Annotated in this window: 20 protein-coding genes; 12 read left to right on the plus strand and 8 right to left on the minus strand. The window is 63.0% G+C overall.

Annotated features, from left to right (window positions below):
* Positions 1-478 precede the first annotated feature (478 nt).
* Positions 479-2,299 carry a hypothetical protein gene (locus tag OSH05_RS23525; protein ID WP_104220451.1) on the plus strand — a complete coding sequence of 607 codons (1,821 nt, stop codon included), beginning with the start codon at positions 479-481 and terminating at the stop codon, positions 2,297-2,299.
* Complete coding sequence (locus OSH05_RS23530) at positions 2,296-3,174, plus strand: hypothetical protein (protein ID WP_104220450.1); 879 nt, start codon at positions 2,296-2,298, stop codon at positions 3,172-3,174. Before OSH05_RS23525 ends, OSH05_RS23530 begins: the two co-directional genes overlap by 4 nt.
* A 205-nt stretch (positions 3,175-3,379) precedes the next feature.
* On the opposite strand, the gene OSH05_RS23535 is transcribed toward OSH05_RS23530, so the two are convergent.
* Genes OSH05_RS23535 through OSH05_RS23545 form a run of 3 tightly spaced genes read right to left on the minus strand, consistent with a single transcriptional unit; the run spans position 3,380 to position 5,993 of the window.
* Entirely contained in the window at positions 3,380-4,123 is a 744-nt protein-coding gene (locus tag OSH05_RS23535; RefSeq protein WP_104220449.1) for an SDR family NAD(P)-dependent oxidoreductase, read from the minus strand.
* Between the two features lie 11 nt (positions 4,124-4,134).
* Positions 4,135-5,199 carry a patatin-like phospholipase family protein gene (locus OSH05_RS23540; RefSeq protein WP_323181491.1) on the minus strand — a complete coding sequence of 355 codons (1,065 nt, stop codon included), beginning with the start codon at positions 5,197-5,199 and terminating at the stop codon, positions 4,135-4,137.
* Positions 5,196-5,993 carry a 3-hydroxybutyrate dehydrogenase gene (locus OSH05_RS23545; protein WP_104220448.1) on the minus strand — a complete coding sequence of 266 codons (798 nt, stop codon included), beginning with the start codon at positions 5,991-5,993 and terminating at the stop codon, positions 5,196-5,198. The genes OSH05_RS23540 and OSH05_RS23545 overlap by 4 nt, the downstream gene beginning before the upstream one ends.
* Before the next feature lie 201 nt (positions 5,994-6,194).
* Here OSH05_RS23545 and OSH05_RS23550 point away from each other — a divergent pair, with 201 nt between their 5' ends.
* The gene (locus tag OSH05_RS23550; protein WP_104220447.1) at positions 6,195-6,719 is read left to right on the plus strand and encodes a Fur family transcriptional regulator; all 525 of its coding nucleotides are present in this window, start codon (positions 6,195-6,197) and stop codon (positions 6,717-6,719) included.
* A 46-nt stretch (positions 6,720-6,765) separates the two neighbouring features.
* Positions 6,766-8,013: a flavodoxin-dependent (E)-4-hydroxy-3-methylbut-2-enyl-diphosphate synthase gene (gene ispG, locus OSH05_RS23555; RefSeq protein ID WP_104220521.1), complete on the plus strand. Its 1,248-nt coding sequence runs from the start codon at positions 6,766-6,768 to the stop codon at positions 8,011-8,013.
* 12 nt (positions 8,014-8,025) lie between these two features.
* Here ispG and OSH05_RS23560 read toward each other — a convergent pair whose 3' ends face one another.
* The gene (locus OSH05_RS23560; RefSeq protein WP_104220446.1) at positions 8,026-8,850 is read right to left on the minus strand and encodes a DUF5677 domain-containing protein; all 825 of its coding nucleotides are present in this window, start codon (positions 8,848-8,850) and stop codon (positions 8,026-8,028) included.
* An 835-nt stretch (positions 8,851-9,685) separates the two neighbouring features.
* Positions 9,686-10,390 carry a L,D-transpeptidase gene (locus tag OSH05_RS23565; protein WP_104220445.1) on the minus strand — a complete coding sequence of 235 codons (705 nt, stop codon included), beginning with the start codon at positions 10,388-10,390 and terminating at the stop codon, positions 9,686-9,688.
* A gap of 385 nt (positions 10,391-10,775) precedes the next feature.
* Here OSH05_RS23565 and OSH05_RS23570 point away from each other — a divergent pair, with 385 nt between their 5' ends.
* The 5 genes from OSH05_RS23570 to irrA all read left to right on the plus strand — a co-directional run bounded on the left by OSH05_RS23570 (position 10,776) and on the right by irrA (position 16,195).
* Entirely contained in the window at positions 10,776-11,690 is a 915-nt protein-coding gene (locus OSH05_RS23570; protein WP_104220444.1) for a hypothetical protein, read from the plus strand.
* A gap of 79 nt (positions 11,691-11,769) precedes the next feature.
* Positions 11,770-12,600 carry a phosphatase PAP2 family protein gene (locus OSH05_RS23575; protein ID WP_104220443.1) on the plus strand — a complete coding sequence of 277 codons (831 nt, stop codon included), beginning with the start codon at positions 11,770-11,772 and terminating at the stop codon, positions 12,598-12,600.
* A gap of 12 nt (positions 12,601-12,612) precedes the next feature.
* Positions 12,613-13,884, plus strand: coding sequence for an argininosuccinate synthase (locus tag OSH05_RS23580; RefSeq protein WP_407660466.1), 1,272 nt, complete (start codon positions 12,613-12,615; stop codon positions 13,882-13,884).
* A gap of 91 nt (positions 13,885-13,975) precedes the next feature.
* The gene (locus tag OSH05_RS23585) at positions 13,976-15,559 is read left to right on the plus strand and encodes an alkaline phosphatase D family protein (RefSeq protein WP_104220441.1); all 1,584 of its coding nucleotides are present in this window, start codon (positions 13,976-13,978) and stop codon (positions 15,557-15,559) included.
* 186 nt (positions 15,560-15,745) lie between these two features.
* Positions 15,746-16,195: an iron response transcriptional regulator IrrA gene (gene irrA / locus OSH05_RS23590; RefSeq protein WP_104220440.1), complete on the plus strand. Its 450-nt coding sequence runs from the start codon at positions 15,746-15,748 to the stop codon at positions 16,193-16,195.
* Positions 16,196-16,295: 100 nt separating this feature from the next.
* On the opposite strand, the gene OSH05_RS23595 is transcribed toward irrA, so the two are convergent.
* Positions 16,296-16,871, minus strand: a complete 576-nt coding sequence (locus OSH05_RS23595; protein WP_407660471.1) for an SH3 domain-containing protein — start codon at positions 16,869-16,871, stop codon at positions 16,296-16,298.
* A 203-nt stretch (positions 16,872-17,074) separates the two neighbouring features.
* Here OSH05_RS23595 and OSH05_RS23600 point away from each other — a divergent pair, with 203 nt between their 5' ends.
* On the plus strand, positions 17,075-18,070 hold the full coding sequence (locus OSH05_RS23600; protein WP_104220439.1) for a 2-hydroxyacid dehydrogenase: 996 nt from the start codon (positions 17,075-17,077) through the stop codon (positions 18,068-18,070).
* Here OSH05_RS23600 and OSH05_RS23605 read toward each other — a convergent pair.
* Positions 18,059-19,120, minus strand: a complete 1,062-nt coding sequence (locus OSH05_RS23605) for a LacI family DNA-binding transcriptional regulator (protein ID WP_266353016.1) — start codon at positions 19,118-19,120, stop codon at positions 18,059-18,061. The two genes, OSH05_RS23600 and OSH05_RS23605, sit on opposite strands and share 12 nt — an antisense overlap.
* A 150-nt stretch (positions 19,121-19,270) precedes the next feature.
* Here OSH05_RS23605 and OSH05_RS23610 point away from each other — a divergent pair, with 150 nt between their 5' ends.
* The gene (locus OSH05_RS23610; RefSeq protein ID WP_104220437.1) at positions 19,271-19,483 is read left to right on the plus strand and encodes a hypothetical protein; all 213 of its coding nucleotides are present in this window, start codon (positions 19,271-19,273) and stop codon (positions 19,481-19,483) included.
* On the opposite strand, the gene moeB is transcribed toward OSH05_RS23610, so the two are convergent.
* Positions 19,435-20,211, minus strand: coding sequence for a molybdopterin-synthase adenylyltransferase MoeB (gene moeB / locus OSH05_RS23615; RefSeq protein ID WP_104220436.1), 777 nt, complete (start codon positions 20,209-20,211; stop codon positions 19,435-19,437). The two genes, OSH05_RS23610 and moeB, sit on opposite strands and share 49 nt — an antisense overlap.
* A gap of 95 nt (positions 20,212-20,306) precedes the next feature.
* Here moeB and OSH05_RS23620 point away from each other — a divergent pair, with 95 nt between their 5' ends.
* Positions 20,307-20,585: a hypothetical protein gene (locus tag OSH05_RS23620; RefSeq protein WP_266353017.1), complete on the plus strand. Its 279-nt coding sequence runs from the start codon at positions 20,307-20,309 to the stop codon at positions 20,583-20,585.
* Positions 20,586-20,607: the final 22 nt, after the last annotated feature.

The raw sequence follows: 20,607 nt of genomic DNA on the forward strand, positions 1-20,607 counted from the left end.
GCCGATGCCAAGGCGCAGGCGAGCCGGACGCTGGGCTGGCAGCCAGCATGCTTCGGCGGCCAGACCCCGGCTCCCGGGCCTTCGCCAATCGCTCGACCACGGTCGGCATCGACGGCGTCCCGATCACCGAAGACACCGCCCTATTCGATATAGGCCTCGCTGTCTCGCTGACGAAGACTCCAGCCACGGCCTCAAATAATCTGGCCAACTCGCGCAAGACAGCGCGCAGAACCTGGTGATGGCGCAGTGGGCAGCCGTTCGCACCATTCCGGACATTTCACCCTTGATTAGAAGGCCGGACCGAAAGCGGACACAAACACTCTGCCAGCGCAACTCATCACGGCCAGACTAAAAATCGGGTCAACGTCGACGGAAATGCAGCTAAGGCTCTATGAACTCGCGCCCGTGCCAAGATGGCGCGGTTGTAGAAAAAATATGCTATCGTCATAGGATAGAATCTACAGCCCGCGGGCGAGTTATGACCGATCTCCTTATTGTCATTGGCGTTGCGAAGCCAAAGGGTCTCGCGCCACTGAACGGGGTTGCCGAGGCCTGCCAAAGCGTCCTTCGCTGGGGTGAGGACTCGCGCTTTGACGTAGTCCCTCTTCTCGATTCCATCGCAGATGTTGACGCACCAGCGATACAGGCTGCGCTGCCGGACACCGCCCTAAAGGGACGCAACCGCGTTATCGTCTACTTCTGCGGACACGGATTCAACATCTGGGGCCAGGTGACTTGGGTGCTGTCTCCCGGCGCAGATGGGTTTTTGGGGTTGCTGGGCGTAGAGGAATTTAAGCGAGCGCTGAAGACCTATGGCGTCCACAATATTTCCATCCTAGGCGATGCTTGCCAGACGCTAGCTGTCCCGGGACTAGGTGCGACGGCAATTCTTCCACCAGGCCCCGCGCCCGTCTGGCCGCCTTGCCTTGCCGACACGTTCTACGCGGCTATCCCTGGTCAAAGCGCTCTAGTTTTGAGGGATGACGTCGGTAGGTGGCGTCCTGTATTTTCTGGCGCGCTTTCCGATGCCTTGACGAACGTCCCCGTGCCCGCCGGTGTATTCGATCAACAACTAAGCCAAGCCGGGGAGTTGCTGGTTTCGAGCCAAAGCCTAGGGAGTTACCTCGAACGGGAAGTCGATAGCCGGTCAGCTGCCGGTGGCTTGGTACAGTATGCCTTCACAAATAGCGGCCTTCGCTGGCCGAATAATATTTACCGGAAGTTCGCCGTTTCGGCCCAGCCGAAATCTGTCGATATCAGCTCAATCGAAATCGCCATTAACTCGCGACCATCCCGTAATATTGAATTTCGAGTCCATCGTTACGATACCGGCAAAAGCAACATGGACGATTGGCAAGGCCGTCCAACTGAGGCTGCCAAAGAACCTGCGCCAAATTCGGACGTCAAGCGGAGCGAGGCCTACCGAGCCAAGACTAACTCGGAATGGCGCATCGACTTTTGGGAGAACTTCCTAAAGCGCGCACAAGACGTCAACTCCCCGGGCTCTATCGAGGTGGTTACGGAGGCTCGCGCGATGCCTGCGAACGTGCAGCCCCAGCCGTATAAAGCCTCCGCCCTCGTTGCTATCGACGATCACCTCTGGTCGGTCCTACCCAGCTATCACGAAGCGATTTGCGGGCTGGCTGCCGTTACTGTGCCGAGCGATATACATCAGCGAGGCATCCACGCAATCGGCTGGCATGATGCCCGTCAGTGGCCTGAGAATATCAAGATCAATTCTGACAGTTCCTGGGCGTCATCCGATGATGCCATGCGCGTTCTGAAAGGTTTTATCGGAGGCACTCTCAATCTTTCCGACCTTCAAGCCACAATGGAAAATTACCGTGTGTTGAAACACGTCAATCCCGTTTTTGGTATTGTGGCTAGCTATTATTACTTTTCGGCTGGCGACATTGACAGCGTGATCAGGACTGCCGGTTTTTACCAACAGCATTATCAACCCATCCCCATCGATATCGCTCTGATGACCGGCGCCGAGTTGGTTCTGCGAGGGGAGATAGTTACCGTGGATCTCCCTGCCGTCCCTGAAGCGCCCCACGCCCGAGACGCTCCCAAATACCTTTGGCGCGCGGCGCGCGCCAACGCGGAATCGCCCGTCGCGGGTTTACTGCCGGTTTTCCGGGCTGGATGGAGCCACCTTGCCAACGCGCGCTCTGAGCTGTCGAGGTTAGGGGCGCTCGAACGGTGGCTGACCAATTCGCCGATCACGGCTTTCGATTCACCAAACGGCTACCACGATTTCCTTGAGATTCTGACCACCATAGGAGTGGGAAAATGAGAGTAGTTCTTGTTCACGGCATCAACAATCAAGGCCGGACGGCGGATGAAATCCGAGACGAGTGGTGGGGCGGTGTATTACGCGGCTGGCAAGCGCTTGGCTTGGAGGTAAAGGCCCAGCCCACTATCGACGTCGCGGTCTACGGTGATATTCTGGCAAACCAGATCACGGCCGACAACCAAAAGATGGGTGACGGTGCTGCGGCCTATACCGGGGTTGGCATAGATTTTCTGCGCATCTACCAGGAAGCTGCTGGCGTCACCGACGACGAATTGGCCGCCGAGGCCGATAAGACCTTCGGGCCCCAAGAAGTTCAGCAGATGGGCCCTGCCAGGGCTGCACTCGTGCGCATGGCGAGTGCTCTTTCCAATATTCTGATTTCCAAGGGTAAGGGGATCGCCGCGCTCTTTCTGAAGCAGGCAACGACCTATATCGATAACGAAGGCGTCAGGCGCAAAATCCACATGACGGTGAACAAGCAGATTTTTACCGACAAAGTGGACCCTACGATCGTCATATCCCACTCGTTGGGAACGGTTGTTGCCTATAACCTGCTCGTGGACCCAAGATACGGCAACACGAACCGCAATGTGCCTCTTTTCCTGACGCTCGGCTCGCCCCTGGCGATCGGTATTATGGACAGGGTCACACCGCCTTTGGCCGCCTTTCCAAAGCCCCCCGTAGGCGCTTGGACCAATGGTCTTCGCGACGATGACTTCGTACCCCTCGACACTGAGATCACGAAGAAGACCTTTGGCTTCGACAATGTCGTCAACATCCATACCACCATGGTCGATGGCGTCGATCCGCATTCGATCGGGCAGTACCTGGCTGACGAGAAGATTTCGAAACTGTTGTATTCTGCCTTGCACTAGGGCGCGCGGCTTCGCTGCACTCGCGTTTGTTGCCCTCGATTTTGGGCAAGCTCGACCGTGGGGTGTTTGGGTGCGTTGTTCGGAAAGGGCCAAGGGCGGATGTTCAATCCAAAAGTCGCGAACGACCACAATGAGGGCGCTAAGCGGTAGTCCGCAACGACGTGTGGGTTAATGCCGCTTTGGGCGAAAGCTCGTCACCGCCCCCTCACATCACATCCCCGCCATTCACATCCACCGTCGCGCCCACGAAATAACTCCCCTCGTCCGAGGCCAGCAGTACCGCCGCGCCCGTGATCTCGTCGACACGGCCAAACCGCCCGATGGGAAGTTTCTCGGCGACGCGCGCCTTTACCTCCGGCGGGACATTGGCGCTCATCGCCGTTTCGATGATGCCGGGGGCGATGGCGTTGACCGTGATGCCGTCGCGGGCGAGTTCATGGGCGAGCGCCCTGGTGAAGCCGATTAGGCCGGCCTTGGAGGCGACGTAATGGGTCAGTTCCGCCGCGCCTTTATGGGCCAATTGCGAGGCGGTGTTGAGGATGCGGCCCCAGCCTTGCGCCTTCATGGCGGGGACGACCTGGCGGGTGCAGAGGAACGCGCCGCGCAGATTGACGCCCATGACGCGGTCCCATTCGGCGATCGTCATATCCTCGAACGGCACATCGCGCAGCACGCCGGCATTGTTGACCAGGATATCGGCCGCGCCGAAGGCCGCGCGCAGTTCGGCGAAAGCGGCCTCGACCGAGGCCTCGTCGGCGACGTCGCAGGAGAGCGCGATCGCCTCGCCGCCCGCCGCGATGATCTCGGCCGCGACGCGCTCGGCGGCAACGCCATCGCGGTCGAGGACGGCGACGCGGGCTCCCTCCGCGGCGAAGGCCATGGCGATGCCGCGGCCGATGCCGCTCGCCGCCCCGGTGATGGCGGCGCGGCGCCCTTGAAGTTTCGGCATGAGGCGTCCTTTCAGGAGAATTGCGAGCGCAGGTCGACGGTACCGCGGACGCCGACATCGGCGAAATGCGCGTTCAGCCAGTCGCGCGCAGCCTCGCGCCCGGCATCGCGCAATTGCTCGAAGAAGGAGAGCGAGGTGTCGAACTTGCTGGAGGCCGAGAAGCGCTCCAGCGCCTGGCCGCCATCGATGCGGTGGACGCGGTTCTTGCGGTAGCGCTTCGAATCGAGCCTTCCCTCATCCAGCATGCGGTTGACGAAGTCGATGGCGCGGAATTCGCGTAAGAGCGAGGCGTTGAAGGTGATCTCGCTCATCCGCTCCAGGATCTCCTTGGTGCCCGTCGGCACCGCGTTGCGCTCGATCGGGTTGATCTGCACCAACAGGATGTCTTCCGCCTTCGTCTCGGTGAAGAAGGGGAAGAGCGCCGGATTGCCCATGAAACCGCCATCCCAATAGGGCTCGCCATCGACGATCACGGTCTGGAACAGATAGGGCAGGCAGGCGGACGCCATAACCGCGTCGGCCGTGACCTCGCCATCGGTGAAGACCTTGATCTTGCCGTTGCGGACATTCGTCGCCGAGATGAACAGCTTCGGCCGCGCCGCCTTGCGCACGCGCTCGAAATCGACCAGCCCCTCGACGAGATCGCGCAGCGGATTGATGTTGTGCGGATTGAAACCGTAAGGCGATCCCAGGTTCGACATCATGTCGAACCATTGCGACGGGCGGAAGGTCGGCACGCTCCAGAACGACATCCAGCTCTGCACCAGATCGCGCGCGCCGCCGATCGTGCCGGCGCGGCTGACCCCCGTCCAGAACGCCTCCAGCCGCGCCCGCGCCTCGGCCGACCCGCCGCGACTGAGCCCATCGGCAAGCACGACGGCGTTGAGCGCGCCCGCGCTGGTGCCCGAGACCGCCTCGAAATCAAGCCGCCCGTCTTCCAGCAGATGGTCGATCACGCCCCAGGTGAAAGCGCCATGCGCGCCGCCGCCCTGCAGCGCGAGATTGACGATTCGGGGCTTGGAGGCCTTCGCCGGAGCCTTCGCCTTCGGTTCGGCGAAGAGGCGGGGCATCTTCATGCCGCCGTCCAGCCGCCATCGATCACCTGCAGCGCGCCCGTGATGTTCCTCGCCGCGTCGGTGGTGAGGAAAAGCGCGAGGCCGGCGATCTCCTCCGTCGTGACGAACTCCTTGGTCGGCTGGGCGGCGAGGAGAACATCCTTCTTGACCTGCTCTTCCGTCATGCCGCGCGCCTTCATCGTATCGGGGATCTGCTTCTCGACCAGCGGCGTCCAGACATAGCCCGGGCAGATCGCGTTCACGGTGATGCCGGCTTGAGCGACCTCCAGCGCCACCGTCTTGGTGAGGCCGGCAATGCCGTGCTTGGCCGCGACATAGGCGACCTTATAGGGCGAGGCGACGAGCGCATGCGCGGAAGCCGTCGAGATGATCCGGCCCCAGCCCTTCTTCTTCATCGCCGGCAGCGCCAGGCGGATGGCGTGGAACGCGGCCGAGAGGTTGAGCGCGAGGATCAAATTCCATTTGTCGACCGGGAACTCGTCGATCGGCGCCACATGCTGCACGCCGGCATTGTTGACCAGCACGTCGATCGCGCCGAACTCGGCCTCGACCGCCGATATCATCGCCGCGATATCGGTCTCCTTCGTCATGTCGGCGCCGAAATAGCGCGCTTCCACGCCGTTTTCGCTGGCGAGCTTGGCGCGGATCGCCTCGATCTGGCCGGCATCGCCGAAGCCGTTCAAGATCACGTTGGCGCCCGCGCCGGCCAGCGCGGTCGCGATGGCGAGGCCGATGCCCGAGGTGGAACCGGTGACCAGCGCGGTCTTGCCGGCGAGATGGCCGCTGTTCGACATGGGAATTCGTCTCCGATGAACAAGGGTATGAGAAGCGGGGCGCTATCCCTATATATTGCAGCGCAAGAGGATCGGGAATGAGCAGCGCCCACACGCCGCAGGGTCCAACGCCCGCGCGATCCATGGTAGAAGGCGGCAGCAGGCGGCCGGCCCGCTGCCCCGCGGCGCGATAACCGGACGATGAAGGCCATGGAACCTCGCATGGAACGGACACAGGACGAAGCGCATCACCACGGCGTCCTCGAGCATAGCGACCACGACCACGACCATTGCGCCGAGGGCGCGATCGCGCGGGCCGAGGCTGTCTCGGCGGCGGAGGGGCTGCGCTTCACCGACCAGCGCCGCAAGGTGCTCGCCGCGCTCGCCGAAAGCCATGTGCCCGCCAGCGCCTATGACGTGATCGACCGCCTGGCCGTTTCCGGTCCGCGCCCGGCGCCGATCAGCGTCTATCGCGCGCTCGAATTCCTCGTCGAGCACGGCTTCGCCCACCGCATCGAGAGCCGCAACGCCTATATCGCCTGCTCGCGCGGCGAGGCGCGGCACGAGCGCGCCGGCATCGGCACGGCCACCGTCTTCCTGCTCTGCGAACAATGCGGCGCCGCCGCCGAAGCCTCCTCCGCCGCGCTCGCCGAAGCGCTTGGCGCCGTCACCACCGCCGCCGGCTTCGCCCCGCGCGCCCCCGTCATCGAAATCCGCGGCCTCTGCGCCCGCTGCCGGGCGGAATGATGCGCCGCTATCCCCGCCTCTTCCGCATGAGCGCCCCATGAACGAGATGTCCTTGCCCCTCGCCGCCGAATTCCCCGCCGGCCCCCTGCCCCGCCGCCATGCCGTCGCGGTCAAGGTCGGCAAGGTGCGGGTCGGCGGCGACGCGCCGGTTGTCGTCCAGTCGATGACCAATACCGACACGGCCGATATCGAGTCCACGGTGAAGCAGGTGGCAGCGCTGGCGCTCGCAGGCTCGGAACTGGTGCGCATCACGGTCGACCGCGATGAGAGCGCCGCCGCCGTGCCGATCATCAAGGAGAAATTGCTGAAGCGCGGCCTCGACGTGCCGCTGATCGGCGATTTCCACTATATCGGCCACAAGCTGCTGACCGATCACCCGGACTGCGCGCAGGCGCTCGACAAATACCGCATCAATCCCGGCAATGTCGGCTTCGGCGAGAAGCGCGACCGCCAGTTCGCGACGCTGATCGAACTCGCCATCCGCTACGACAAGCCGGTGCGCATCGGCGTCAACTGGGGCTCGCTCGATCAGGATTTGCTGACCCGGCTGATGGACGCCAACGCGACAAACGCCGCGCCGCTCACCGCCAATGCCGTTATGCGCGAGGCGATCTGCCAGTCGGCCCTCCTCTCCGCCGCGCTCGCCGAGAAGATCGGCCTCGCCCGCGAGAAGATCATCCTCTCGGCCAAGGTTTCCGGCGTGCAGGATCTGATCGCCGTCTATCGCGACCTCTCGCGCCGCTCCAACCACGCGCTGCATCTCGGCCTCACCGAGGCGGGCATGGGCTCGAAGGGCATCGTCGCCTCTTCCGCCGCCATGGGCATCCTGCTGCAGGAGGGCATCGGCGACACGATCCGCGTCTCGCTGACGCCCGAGCCGAATGGCGACCGCACGCGCGAGGTCCAGGTGGCGCAGGAACTGCTGCAGACCATGGGCTTCCGCGCCTTTCTCCCCGTCGTCGCCGCCTGCCCCGGCTGCGGCCGCACCACCTCGACCGTGTTCCAGGAACTGGCCAAGACGATCGAAAGCGACCTCCGCGACGCCATGCCCGTCTGGCGCGAACGCTACCCCGGCGTCGAAGCGCTGAAAGTCGCGGTCATGGGCTGCATCGTCAACGGCCCGGGAGAGTCGAAGCACGCCGATATCGGCATCTCGCTGCCGGGAACGGGCGAGACGCCGTCAGCGCCGGTGTTCATCGATGGCAAGAAGGCAGTGACGCTGAAGGGTGCGGGGATCGCGGAGGAGTTCCGGCGGTTGGTCGGGGAGTATGTGGAGAGGCGGTGGGGGGCGTAGGAGAGGAGGGGGCTAAGGATCATTTCTGGCTTCGACTTCTGTCGCCCCATGGCTCTCGAAGGCGGCAGTCAAGTTTTTCCTATGGTCCTCCAACTTAGGAGCGAAGCCCGTTTGGAATCGTTCCTCGAAGGCAAAGGCGGCAGACAAAATCAGCTCAGATGCCGTAAGAACTAGATTTGAAATCTCCTGCAGTTGGGGGGCGTACCTAAGCTCTTTTATTTGACCATTTTCGTCAATTTCTACATATTCTTCCAACTCTCTAATTTGGGTGTGCACTGCTTTGCTCAGAAGTGAATACACGCCAACATACCATTCATGCATGCCGGCAAGACGACTGAGCTCCTCGATATGGAATTTCTTTGGATTCAATCGCTTTATATCGTTTTTGAGTCGCTCAAACGCCTCATCAGTTATCGCATTTTGGGCATCTCGTAGAAAATCATAGCTGTTGTTTCTTATTTTGTTGGCTATCTCGCGTCGGTATAGCATGTCTTCCAAGATAAATTTCTTATATAGATCCGCAACTCCAACGATTGCGCGTAGCCGAAACGTTGTCTCCATCAGCGCGCGAACAGTAACACGTGCTGATGGCACAACTCCATTCTCGAGTAAGATGACGACGCCTTGGTAGTGCTCTAAAGCCCTGAGAAATAGAGTCACAAGTATGATTGCCTCGTCGTCACGATTCCGGACATCGGCCTTGAAGAGCATATCATGAAGATCTCGATTTATGCGCCGAGCCAACCCCAACGGAACATGATATATTTCCGCGATTGGCTGTTTCAATACAGGATTGGTAGTCGCTAGGAATCCATCGCTATCGAATTCTTTGGGCATATGATCCCACTCCCGTCTTGACCGGATTTTGAGGGCGAATGTCTACTCCACGGGATATACCCTGCAAATGGGAATACTAAACGCCAACTCGTACAAGATCTTTTTACCTCAGAAATAACATGGAAAGTGCGCTAAGCGCGTCATGGTCGCATTTGTTGCGGCCATTCACGTCTTGCTTTGCAGCGCCGAGGCGGGCGAAGCACAGCAAGCAATTCGTGGAAGGTGGTACGAGACGTTGGGCGAGCCAAAGCCCCCTACTGCGGCATCCTGAGACACAAGGCGCTAAGCGGGTCCCCTCCCCCTTGCGGGGAGGGCTAGGGAGGGGGTACCGGCTCCGTCCGTCCGGAACGTCACAACCCCAGTCGGCACAACGACCAGCGATTTTGCGGTACCCCCTCCCCGACCCTCCCCACAAGGGGGAGGGAGAAGAAGGACCGCAGCCTTGGCCGTCCCCTCTCCCGTGAAGCGGGGGAGGGAAAGGGAGGGGGTTTCCGCCGTGATGTTTCAGGAAATGGCTGCAAACCCGTGCCGGCCAATCCCCGAGGGCACGACGGTTGGCCCCCTCCCCGGCCCTCCCCCGCAGGCGGGAGAGGGAGAAGAAGGGCGTTGTCTCGCGGAGCAACAAGGGCGGCAGAGATTGGCGTCGTGCCGACCTCCCTTTGAGCCCTCCCCTTGCGGGAGGGCCGAAAGTGCAAGGCACTTTCGGGGAGGGGCTAGCTTCGGCAAAGCCGAAGCGTGCTTTTCTTCTGGGCGGAGCGACCCCTCCCCAAAACCGCTGCGCGGTTTTGGCCCTCCCTCAAGGGGCGGGTACGGGGAGCCTGAGCTGCGCGACGCGCTAGCTCGGCAGCATCACCACCTTCGTGCCGACCGGCGTCTTGTCATAGAGGTCGATCATGTCCTGGCTGAGGAGGCCGGTGCAGCCGCTGGTCACGCCCTTGCCGATCGAGTCCGGGTGGCTCGTCGCGTAGATGGTGTAGAGCGTGTAGACGTTGTCCTGGTAGAGATAGAGCGTGCGGGCGCCGAGCGGGTTGTCGAGGCCGCCGGGCATGCCGGCGGCGTATTTGGCCGCCTCGGGCTGGCGCGCGATCATCTCCTTGGGCGGCGTCCAGGTCGCCCATTCGCCCTTGCGGCCGACATAGACGTCGCCGTTCCAGCGGAAGCCGTCGCGGCCGACATTGGCGCCATAGCGGGTCGCCATGCCATTGCCCTCGATCCGGTAGACATAGTGGTTCTTGGGATCGATGATGATCGTTCCAGCCGCTTCCTTGGTCTCGTATTTCACCGTCCGACGATAATATTTCGCATCGAGCTTGGCGAGATTGACGGCGGGAATCGGGAACTTCGGGTCCGCCACGGGTCCGTAGACCTTCTGCGCCTCGGCATAGCTCATGCCACCGACGCAGCCGGCGAGGCTGAGCGCACCAAGGCTCGCGCCGGCGCCGATCAGGAAGGCGCGGCGGCTCGGAACTCCGGCCCGGCGGGAGCCGGGAGCGAGCGGGTCCATCGTGCCGGCATCGGCTTTCCGACCGTTCGTGATCATGGTGGCGGACTTTCCTCAAGGCTGCGGATCGACAACGAGATATTACTGCATATGACCGCAAGGCGCATTTAAGGCAGCAGATAGCCGGCAGAGGGCCCGAATGGCAAGCGCCCGCCCCATCCGCCCGCGCCGGACACAGCGGCATATTGCAACGCGGCATGATCGGTGCGGCGCATTTGTCACGAGGGCCCTCCATGTCAGCCGGCCTGCCGAAGCGCGTTGCGCGGTCTTCCGCTGGACTCATACTTGGCCATGGCTGCCACGCAGCCGTTGATTCGAACGCGCCAGACAAGCGCGCCGGGATCGGCACCTTCAGCCCCACGGGGGCTTTGGTGCCAACCGGCGGAGCCAAAAGCGGCATTTTCGCCGGAAATGGGGGGACTCCATGAAATCGATATCGAGCCCGGCGCTCGCCGGATGGTTTGCCATCGGCGTGCTCGCCAGCGCGCAAGCGCAGGCGGCGGACATATCGCCGGTCACCGCGCCCGTCGGACCGGTCGTGGCCCCGGCCTCGCTGGTGCCGGACCATGCCTTCTTCGGCGGCCTCGGCCTCGGCGTCGGCTATTCCGATTTCTCCGACCAGAGCCTCTATGCGCAGGGCGTCTCGGTCATCTCGCAGGGCGGCGTTCCCTATGCCTATGGCTCGGCCGGCGGGACGACCTATCCCAGCTCCGGCTCGGACACCACGCTGACGCCCATGGCGCAGCTGGGCTATTTCCAGAAGTTCACGGGTACGGATTGGCTCTGGGGCGGCAAGCTCGCCTATAGCTATCTCGGCGCCGTCTCGACGGCCGATAATGTCGCCGTGCCGCAGGCCGGCTCCTTCACCGGCCCGAGCCCGGCCTCCTTCACCGGCAATGTCGTCGTCCGCTCCTATGAGACGAAAATCAACCAGCAGATCGCGCTGACCCCCTTCATCGGCCGGTCCTTCGGCTGGGGCTTCCTCTATGCCGGCGCCGGCCCGTCGATCTCGCAGACCGAGACCAACATGAACGGCGTCTACGGCTTCGCCGACATTAACGGCTCGCATTACGATATCACCGGCCCGGCAGCGAATTATTCGAGTTCCGACTGGGTTCTCGGCGGGACGCTGACGGTCGGCGGTACCTATTTCATCAATCGCGACTGGTTCCTCGACGCGAGCTATGCCGTCAATTTCACGCAGAAGAGCGAGGGCGACTTCTCCAGCCCGTTCTCGACTTCGGCGGCCGGCTTCGACGACGCCGGCATATTGAGCGGCAATTTCTCGGGCGGCGTCACGACGCAGACCGTGACGATCTCGATCAACCGCTCGCTCTGAAACGCGGCTCTTCTCCAGACTGCGACTTGCGCACCGGCGGCGGAGCGATTACCGCCTGTGCCGGGGCGAAGGAGCGGCGATGGCCGAAGGACGGCATGACGAGACGGCATCCGGCCGCCTGGCATCGGCGGGCTGGAACGCGGCGTGGCGGGCGGTGAAGGGCGGGCGCGAAACGGTCGCCTGGAACGACCCGGTCGTGCTGGTCATCGTCTATCTCGTCGCCGTCTCGGCGCTGTTCGTAATCTGGCCCTCGCTCGACCTCGCCATCGCCCGCCTGTTTTTCGCCAATGGCGGCTTCCCGGCGAAAAATGTCGAAAGCCTCATTCGGCTGCGCGCGCTCGGCGACCAGCTCATCATCCTGATCCTCGTCGTGCTCGCCGCCAGCATGCTCGGCAAGCTGGTCTGGCCGGAAAGGCCGATCGCGATCCGGCCGCGCTCCGGCGTTTTCCTGCTGACGAGCCTGGCGCTGGGCCCCGGCCTCGTCGTCAACGGCCTGTTCAAGAGCCTGTCGGGCCGGCCGCGCCCGATCGCCATCGACATCTTCGGCGGGCCGTCACCCTTCGTTCCAGCCTGGCGATTCTCGGATTATTGCGCGTCCAACTGCTCCTTCGTCTCCGGTGAGGGGTCATCGTCCATGTGGTTGATGGGATTGGTCTTTCTGCTTCCGAAGCCCTTGAGACTGCCGATCGGGATCCTGATCGGCCTCGTCGCGCTTGCCCTCTCGGTCAACCGCCTGGCCTTCGGCGGCCATTTCGCCTCCGATGTCCTGGTCGCCTGGGGCCTGACGCTGCTGATTCAATGGGTGCTTTACCGGCTGATCGTGACAAGCCCGCTCGGCGCACGGATCGACGCGGCGGTGGAGACATGGCTCGGCGGGGCCGGAAGGCGGCTGCGCGCGCGATTTCGCTGAGTTGCCGGCCGGATGACGGCATATTATAAGCCGGCCAGCCTGAAACCTCCGAAAGCGGCCCGTTCCATGTCCGACATCAAGAAGATCGTCCTCGCCTATTCCGGCGGGCTCGACACCTCGATCATCCTCAAATGGCTTCAGCAGCAATATCAGGCGGAGGTCATCACCTTCACGGCCGATCTCGGCCAGGGCGAGGAACTCGAGCCGGCCCGCAAGAAGGCCGAGATGATGGGCGTCAAGCAGATCTATATCGACGATCTGCGCGAGGAATTCGTACGCGACTTCGTGTTCCCAATGTTCCGCGCCAATACGCTCTATGAAGGCACCTATCTGCTCGGCACCTCGATTGCCCGGCCGCTGATCGCCAAGCGCCTGATCGAGATCGCCCATGAAGTCGGCGCCGATGCCGTCGCGCATGGCTCGACCGGCAAGGGCAACGACCAGGTTCGCTACGAGCTCTCGGCCTATGCGCTCGATCCGAATATCAAGGTGATCGCGCCCTGGCGCATCTGGGACTTCAAGTCGCGCACCGACCTGATCGATTTCGCCGAGCAGAACCAGATCCCGGTGGCGAAGGATAAGCGCGGCGAGGCGCCATTCTCCGTCGACGCCAACCTGCTGCACTCCTCGTCCGAGGGGAAGGTGCTGGAAGACCCCTCGCAGGAGCCGCCGCCCTATGTCTTCATGCGCACGATCGCGCCGGAAGACGCTCCCGACAAGGCGACCTATATCGAGATCGGTTTCGAGAAGGGTGACCCCGTCTCGGTTGACGGCGTCCATCTCTCTCCGGCTTCCCTGCTGACCAAGCTGAACGAGTTCGGCCACGACAATGGCATCGGCCGGCTGGATCTGGTCGAGAACCGCTTCGTCGGCATGAAGTCGCGCGGCATCTACGAGACGCCGGGCGGCACGATCCTTCTGGCGGCGCACCGGGCGATGGAAAGCCTGACGCTCGACCGCGAGGCGGCGCATCTGAAGGATTCGATCATGCCCCGCTATGCGGAGCTGATCTATTACGGTTTCTGGTTCTCTCCCGAGCGCGAGATGCTGCAGGCGCTGATCGACAAGAGCCAGGAGCATGTCGAGGGCACGGTCCGGCTGAAGCTCTACAAGGGCAACGTCATCGTCGTCGGCCGCGCCTCGCCGAAATCGCTCTATTCCGACGCCCTCGTCACCTTCGAGGATGATCGCGGCGCCTATGACCAGAAGGATGCGGCCGGCTTCATCAAGCTGAACGCGCTGCGGCTGCGGACGCTCGCGGCCCGCGACAAGCTCGGCGGCTGAGCCGACTTCATCGAACCGTCACGCGCCCTAAGGGCGCGTGTCATCCGCGGGGCCTAGTTTGGAGCCATCCTAAATCAACGGATGGCTCCCCATGGCTCTTCGCCTCACCGAAAATCGCATCTCACGCCGCACCTTCCTGCGCTCCTCCGCCGCGACCGGCCTTCTGGCCGTTGGCGGCTCGCTCGCGCTGCCCGGCATCAGCCGCGCCGCTGACCGTCCGGTCGTCACACATGGCGTCCAGTCCGGCGACGTCACGGCCAACCGTGCCGTGCTGTGGTCGCGCACCGACCGCCCGTCCCGCGCTGTGTTCGAATGGTCGACGACCGAAAGCTTCGCCAATCCCACGCGCCTGCCGACGCTGACTGCGCTGCCCGACAACGATTATGCCGTGAAAATCCTGGCCGAGGGCCTGCCCTCCGACCAGGAGATTTTCTACCGCGTGCTGTTCAGCGACCTCGCCGACCCGAATGTCGTCGCCGAACCGATCACGGGGCATCTGCGCACGGCCCCGGCGGGACTGCGCGATGTCTCCTTCGTCTGGTCCGGCGATACGGTCGGCCAGGGATGGGGCATCAATCCCGATGCCGGCGGCATGAAGGGCTACGCGACCATGCTGAAGCATGATCCGGACTTCTTCATCCACTCCGGCGACAATGTCTATTCGGACGGCGTCATCAAGGCCGAGGTCGACCTTCCCGACGGCACCAAGTGGAAGAACATCACCACGCCGGAGAAGTCGAAGGTCGCCGAGACGCTCGACGAATTCCGAGGCCAGTACAAGTACAACTTCATGGATGAGAACGTCCGCGCCATGTATGCGGCCGTGCCCGTGTTCACCCAGTGGGATGATCACGAAGTTACGAACAACTGGTCGGACTCCAAGGTTCTCGGTGACGCCTACACCGAGAAGAACATCCATGTTCTGTCCGCGCGTGCCGCCAAGGCCTTCCACGAGTGGATGCCGATCGCGACGACACTCGCTGAGCCGCAGCGTGTCTACCGCAAGATCGCCTATGGCCCGCTGCTCGATGTCTTCATGCTGGACATGCGCACCTATCGCGGCCCGAACGGTGACAATCTGGAGCCGGTCGAGGGCGGCGTTGCCGCCTTCCTCGGCGCCGAACAACTCGCCTGGCTGAAGCGGGAACTCCTCGCCTCGAAGGCGACCTGGAAGGTGATCGCCGCCGACATGCCGCTGTCGATCGTCGTCTGGGACAATGCAAAGGACAAGAAGGGCTTCGAGGCCGTCTCGAACAATAAGGAAGGCAAGCCGCTCGGACGCGAACTGGAATTCGCCGATCTGCTGCGCTTCATCAAGGCGGCCGGCATCCGCAACACGGTCTGGCTGACGGCCGACGTCCACTATACGGCGGCGCACTATTACAATCCCGACAAGGCGGCATTCCAGGACTTCGATCCCTTCTGGGAATTCGTCTCCGGCCCGATCCATGCCGGCACCTTTGGCCCTGGCGACCTCGACACGACGTTCGGACCCGAGTTGAAATTCGTGAAGGCGCCCCCGGCGGATGGTCCGCAGAACCTGCCGCCTTCGGCCGGCCTGCAGTTCTTCGGCCATGTAAAGATCGCCGCCGACACCCGCGTGATGACCGTGACGCTGATGGACACGGCCGATGCGGCCCTGTGGTCGGTCGACCTCGAGCCGAAGCGCGCCTAAGTCGCTTCAGCGCCGCTTTGAACGCCGAAGGCCGCCGGATTCTCGTCCGGCGGCGCCTCCATTTCGTCCACGTTTCGCTGGTTGCTAAACCTTCGCAAGAAAGTTAGGTTAGCTGGACGTGCTGCGTTCCAAGAGGGACCAGCGCGGTGGTTGCAACTCGCAATACCAACGACGGACGGCTCACGCATGCGTATGGATATGGTCAGAAAGGCAAATCGCGCCGACAAGCGCTCGTCCGAAGTGAGGACGATGCTACGGACTGCCGGCTTGCGCCCGACCCGCCAGCGCCTCGCGCTTGCCGAGTTGCTTTTCGCACAGGGCAACCGCCATATCTCGGCCGAAGGCCTGCATGACGAGGCGACCGCTGAGCGCGTTCCTGTCTCGCTTGCCACGGTTTACAACACGCTGCACCAGTTCACCGAAGCGGGTCTGCTGCGTGAGGTCGCGGTTGACGGATCGAAGACCTATTTCGACACCAATGTCGAAGACCACCATCATTTCTTCATCGAGGACGAGAACCGCGTCGTCGACATCCCCGTCTCCGGGCTCCGCGTCGAGGAGTTGCCCGAGCCGATCCCGGGCATGGAGATCGCGCGCGTCGACATCATCGTCCGCCTCCGCCGCATCCCGAGCTGAACCTGACGCGATCATCCCATCGGGCGTGAGCCAGATGGGATGCAAAGTGCTGCACAAATGGTGCTTGCGCTACCTGGCCTTCGCGATGGAAGTGGTTCGATCAGTCGATCGTCTCATCCGGATAGACGCCCCAGAGCCGATCCTGCTGGATCCAGCCCTTGAAACGCGAATCGGTGAGGCGGCACCAACCCTTCTCGCAGGTAGAGACATTGGCCACTACCTTAGGCTGCAGATAGGCGGTGATGTCGGCCGTCTCCGCCGGATCGGAGCGAATGGGCAGCGGGTCGCCGGTCTCCCAGGGCGCCACGACAGCCGTGCGCTTGCCGATCAGGAGGCTGTGGAAAACCCAGCCTTCGGTGCCATCCGAATCGCGGATGCGACGCCAATTGTCGAATTCCTGCACGATCTCGACCGGCAGAGCCGAGCGGGTGAAGACCCAGGAGACCCGGTAATCCTGACCGGGACCGACGCGCACATTGACGCGGCCCGCCTTCAGCGACACGAATCGCGGCAGCGGCAAGCCGCTCGGGCCGAGTTTCGGCGCCGCGCCGGCAGCTCCCTGCGCCATGGTACCCGTCGAGGAGAGTACTCCGAACAGCATAGTCGCGGCGGCCGCCAGGATCGTCACGCTGCGAAGCGCCCGCAGACGCCTCGTCCGCGTGCAACCAAAGGGCATTTCCGCCACGCTCATCGTCCCCGGTTCCCCTTCCGAATCCGCCGAATGCGGCACCATCTTTCCGATCGGCCGCCACACCGGTAGTCTCGAAGGCGCGTGACGGGGACAATGTCCTCGACGCGCCGGGACGGGTGCCGCAGCCTGCGAGACCCAATTTGACGGCGCCGTAGTTAACGGCGCCTCAACGGAAAGAAGGTCTTTCAATGAAGAAGCGTCCGCATGTGATCGTGACCCGGCGGCTCCCGGATGCGATCGAGACTCGGATGCGCGAGTTGTTCGACACCGAGCTCAACATTGACGACCATCCGATGAGCCCGGCCGAACTCGCCGACGCCGTCAGCAAGGCCGATGTTCTGGTGCCGACCGTGACCGATCGGATCGACGCCGCGCTCGTAGCCGCAGCCGGCCCGCAGCTGAAGCTGGTCGCCAGCTTCTCGAACGGCTTCGACCATATCGATGTGGAAGCTGCACTAGCGAAGGGGATCGTCGTTACCAACACACCAGGCGTCCTGACCGAGGATACCGCCGATATGACCATGGCGCTGATCCTCGCCGTGCCGCGGCGTCTGGTCGAGGGCGCGCGCATTCTGTCTCGCGATTCGGACTGGGCGGGATGGACGCCGACCTGGATGCTCGGACGCCGCCTCGGCGGGAAACGGCTCGGCATTGTCGGCATGGGCCGTATCGGTCAGGCCGTAGCGCGGCGCGCCAAGGCGTTCGGCCTCTCGATCCACTACCACAACCGCCACCGCGTCGCCCCTGCGGTCGAGAACCAACTCGAGGCGACCTATTGGGACAGCCTCGACCAGATGCTGGCGCGAATGGACATCATCTCGGTCAACTGCCCACGCACGCCCGGCACCTATCATCTCTTGTCGGAGCGGCGGCTGAAGCTGATGCGACCCGAGGCCTATCTCGTCAACACCTCGCGCGGCGAGGTGATCGACGAGAGCGCGCTGATCCGCCTTCTCGACACGGGCGGGATCGCCGGCGCCGGACTCGACGTGTTCGAACACGAACCGATGATCAATCCGAAGCTCTTCCGCCTCGCCGAGAAGGGAAAGGTCGTGATCCTGCCGCATATGGGCTCGGCGACGATCGAAGGGCGCATCGAGATGGGCGAGAAGGTGCTGATCAACGTCCGCGCCTTCTTCGACGGCCACCGGCCGCCGGACCGCGTCCTGCCGTCAATGCTCTGACGCGGCGAGGCCGGTTGAGGCGCGCAGCGTCAGTTCCACCGGCAGCATGCGCCGTTGCGGATGCTCAGGGGCCTCGAAAATCGTGTCGACGGCGAGCCGGCCGATCATCTTTAGCGGCTGCGTGACCGTCGTCAGCGGCGGCTCCGAGTGCTCGCCCTCCGGCACCCCGTCGAAGCCGGTGACGGAGACATCCTCCGGCACACGAAGACCGCGCCGCCGCAGCCAATCGAGTGCGATCAGCGCCGCGCGGTCGGACATGGCGAGGATCGCCGTGGGCCTCGGATCGGCAGCGAAGAAGAAATCGAGCCCCGCCTCGACGCTTCGAACGTCGTTCTCCGTCTCGAAGATCGGGATTGCTCCCGGCTCGACGCCAAATTCGGCGAGCCCGGCGCGGTAGCCCCGAATGCGGTCGATTGTGCCCCGATAGAGGGCAGTGGCAATACGCGCCTCGTCAACGGGGCCGACATGGCCCTCGGCGAGTTGCAGAGAAAGGATCGCAGCGCGGCGATGGCCGAGTTCGCCTATATGGCGGGCGACCAACCGCGCGCCTGCGACATTGTCGATGCCGATCGCGGAGATCGACTCGTCATTGGTCTCCAGTTCCAGCGCGACGAAAGGGAGCCTGCGCTCGCGCGTCAATTCGACGAGACGCGAGCCACCTTCAATACAGAACAGGATGAAGCCATCGACGATGGCGCTCTGGATGTTCCAGGCGAGCTTCTCGTCGCTGGCGGCCGAGACCAGCGAAATCCCGGCACCCTGCTCGTCACAGGCGGACGAAATCTCGGCCATCACGGCGCGCGCGTAGGGATCGTCGAAGAAATAGGTCAGCGGATCGGTGGTGGCGACGCCGATGGCGTTGACCTTGCCCGCCCGAAGGAGGCGGCCCTTCGGATCGGGACCGGCATAGCCTAGCGTTCGCGCCGCGGCTTCCACCCGTTCGCGCACCTCCCGGCGGACGATATCAGGTCGGTTGAAGGCGTTGGAGGCGGTGCCCTGCGACACGCCGGCGGCCTTCGCCACGTCGGAAAGCTTGATCGTTCGGCTCACCCTCACCTCCTGTCGGAGCATCTTAGCCGATTGATTGGATCGGTTCAATTAATGCTTGACAACCTTGCGAGGCGGCGTATCTTGAACCGGTTCAAGTTGCGTTGCACTCTTGAAATGAATCGATTCAATATTTCTCATGGGAGATGAGCCATGATCCCCGCAAGCTACCTGTTCCGCGACCTCTATCGTCAGCGCTTCGAGAAGGACCCGGCTGAACTTCTGGCCGAAATCGAGTCCCGCAAGGGCCGGCCGATCCGAGGCCCACTGGACGGCATGATCATCGCCATGATCGGCGCCGTATTCGGCTCGCCAACCTACGTCGTCGGCGCCAGCACGCCCGAATGCTCCGACCGCCGTCGGTAGCGGATGGTCTCGAAGCGCATCGAAAGCGCATCGACGAGCAGAAGGCGGCCGATCAGTGGCTCGCCGATGCCGAGAATGAGTTTCAGGACTTCCGTAGCCTGCAGGCTGCCCAGAATGCCGGTAAGCGCACCGAGGATGCCCGCCTCGGCGCAGCTTGGCAGCAAACCCTCCGGCGGCGGTTCCGGGAAGAGATCGCGGTAGGAAGGGTTTGGCCCGCCCTCCCCCGCCTCATAGGGCTTCAGCGTCGTCAACGAACCGTCGAAACGCCCGACAGCGGCCGTAACGAGCGGCCGGCCGAGAACCGCGCAGCGATCGGCGACCAAATAGCGCGTCGAAAAATTGTCCGAACCATCCGCCACGATGTCGAACCCGCTCAGGATCGCATCGGCGTTTTCCGTATCGAGCCGCACCCGAAACTGCTCCGTTTCGACATGCGGGTTGATCCGGCCAACCGCCATGGCAGCGCTTTCCGTCTTGGCCCGGCCGATCGCCGCCGTATCGTGAATGACCTGGCGCTGCAGGTTCGACAGCGACACGACATCGTCGTCGACGATGCCGATCGTGCCGACGCCGGCCGCGGCCAGATACTGGATCACCGGCGCGCCAAGCCCGCCGGCACCGACGACCAGTACCCGCGCCGCCTTCAGCTTCTGCTGCCCCGCCCCGCCCACTTCGGCAAGCACGATATGGCGGGCATAACGCTCGATTTCATCGGGATAGAAGCTCATGATCTCGTATGCTTCACGCAAGAATTCAAGGTCATTTGGGGAGGTCACAATTGGAGTTCGAGCGAATCCTAATGGACTTGAAGGTGGAGCAGGACTTGATCGGTCTCTGGCAGATCGTAGATCGGGTCAGAGAGACAAGCCCCGAGCTTGCCGGCGAGAGGCTGGTAAGCGAATCACTCAATCTCGTCCGAGATATGTTGGTGGTAGGATTCAAGGCAGGAAGCTCCCCCTATGCCCCAAACGGCTTCAAGCTTTGGCCCAACAAAGACACGGACGCGATCGTCGAGAAGATCGGGCAGGACTGGGCTTTGCTCGGGCGGGATCCCGATCTTGCTGATATCGTCTGGTTCCTGCCTCCCGCACTCAACAACTGAGCCGGAACGTCGGGGTTGCCCA

The sequence above is a fragment of the Kaistia algarum genome, assembly GCF_026343945.1.
Lineage (GTDB): Bacteria > Pseudomonadota > Alphaproteobacteria > Rhizobiales > Kaistiaceae > Kaistia > Kaistia algarum.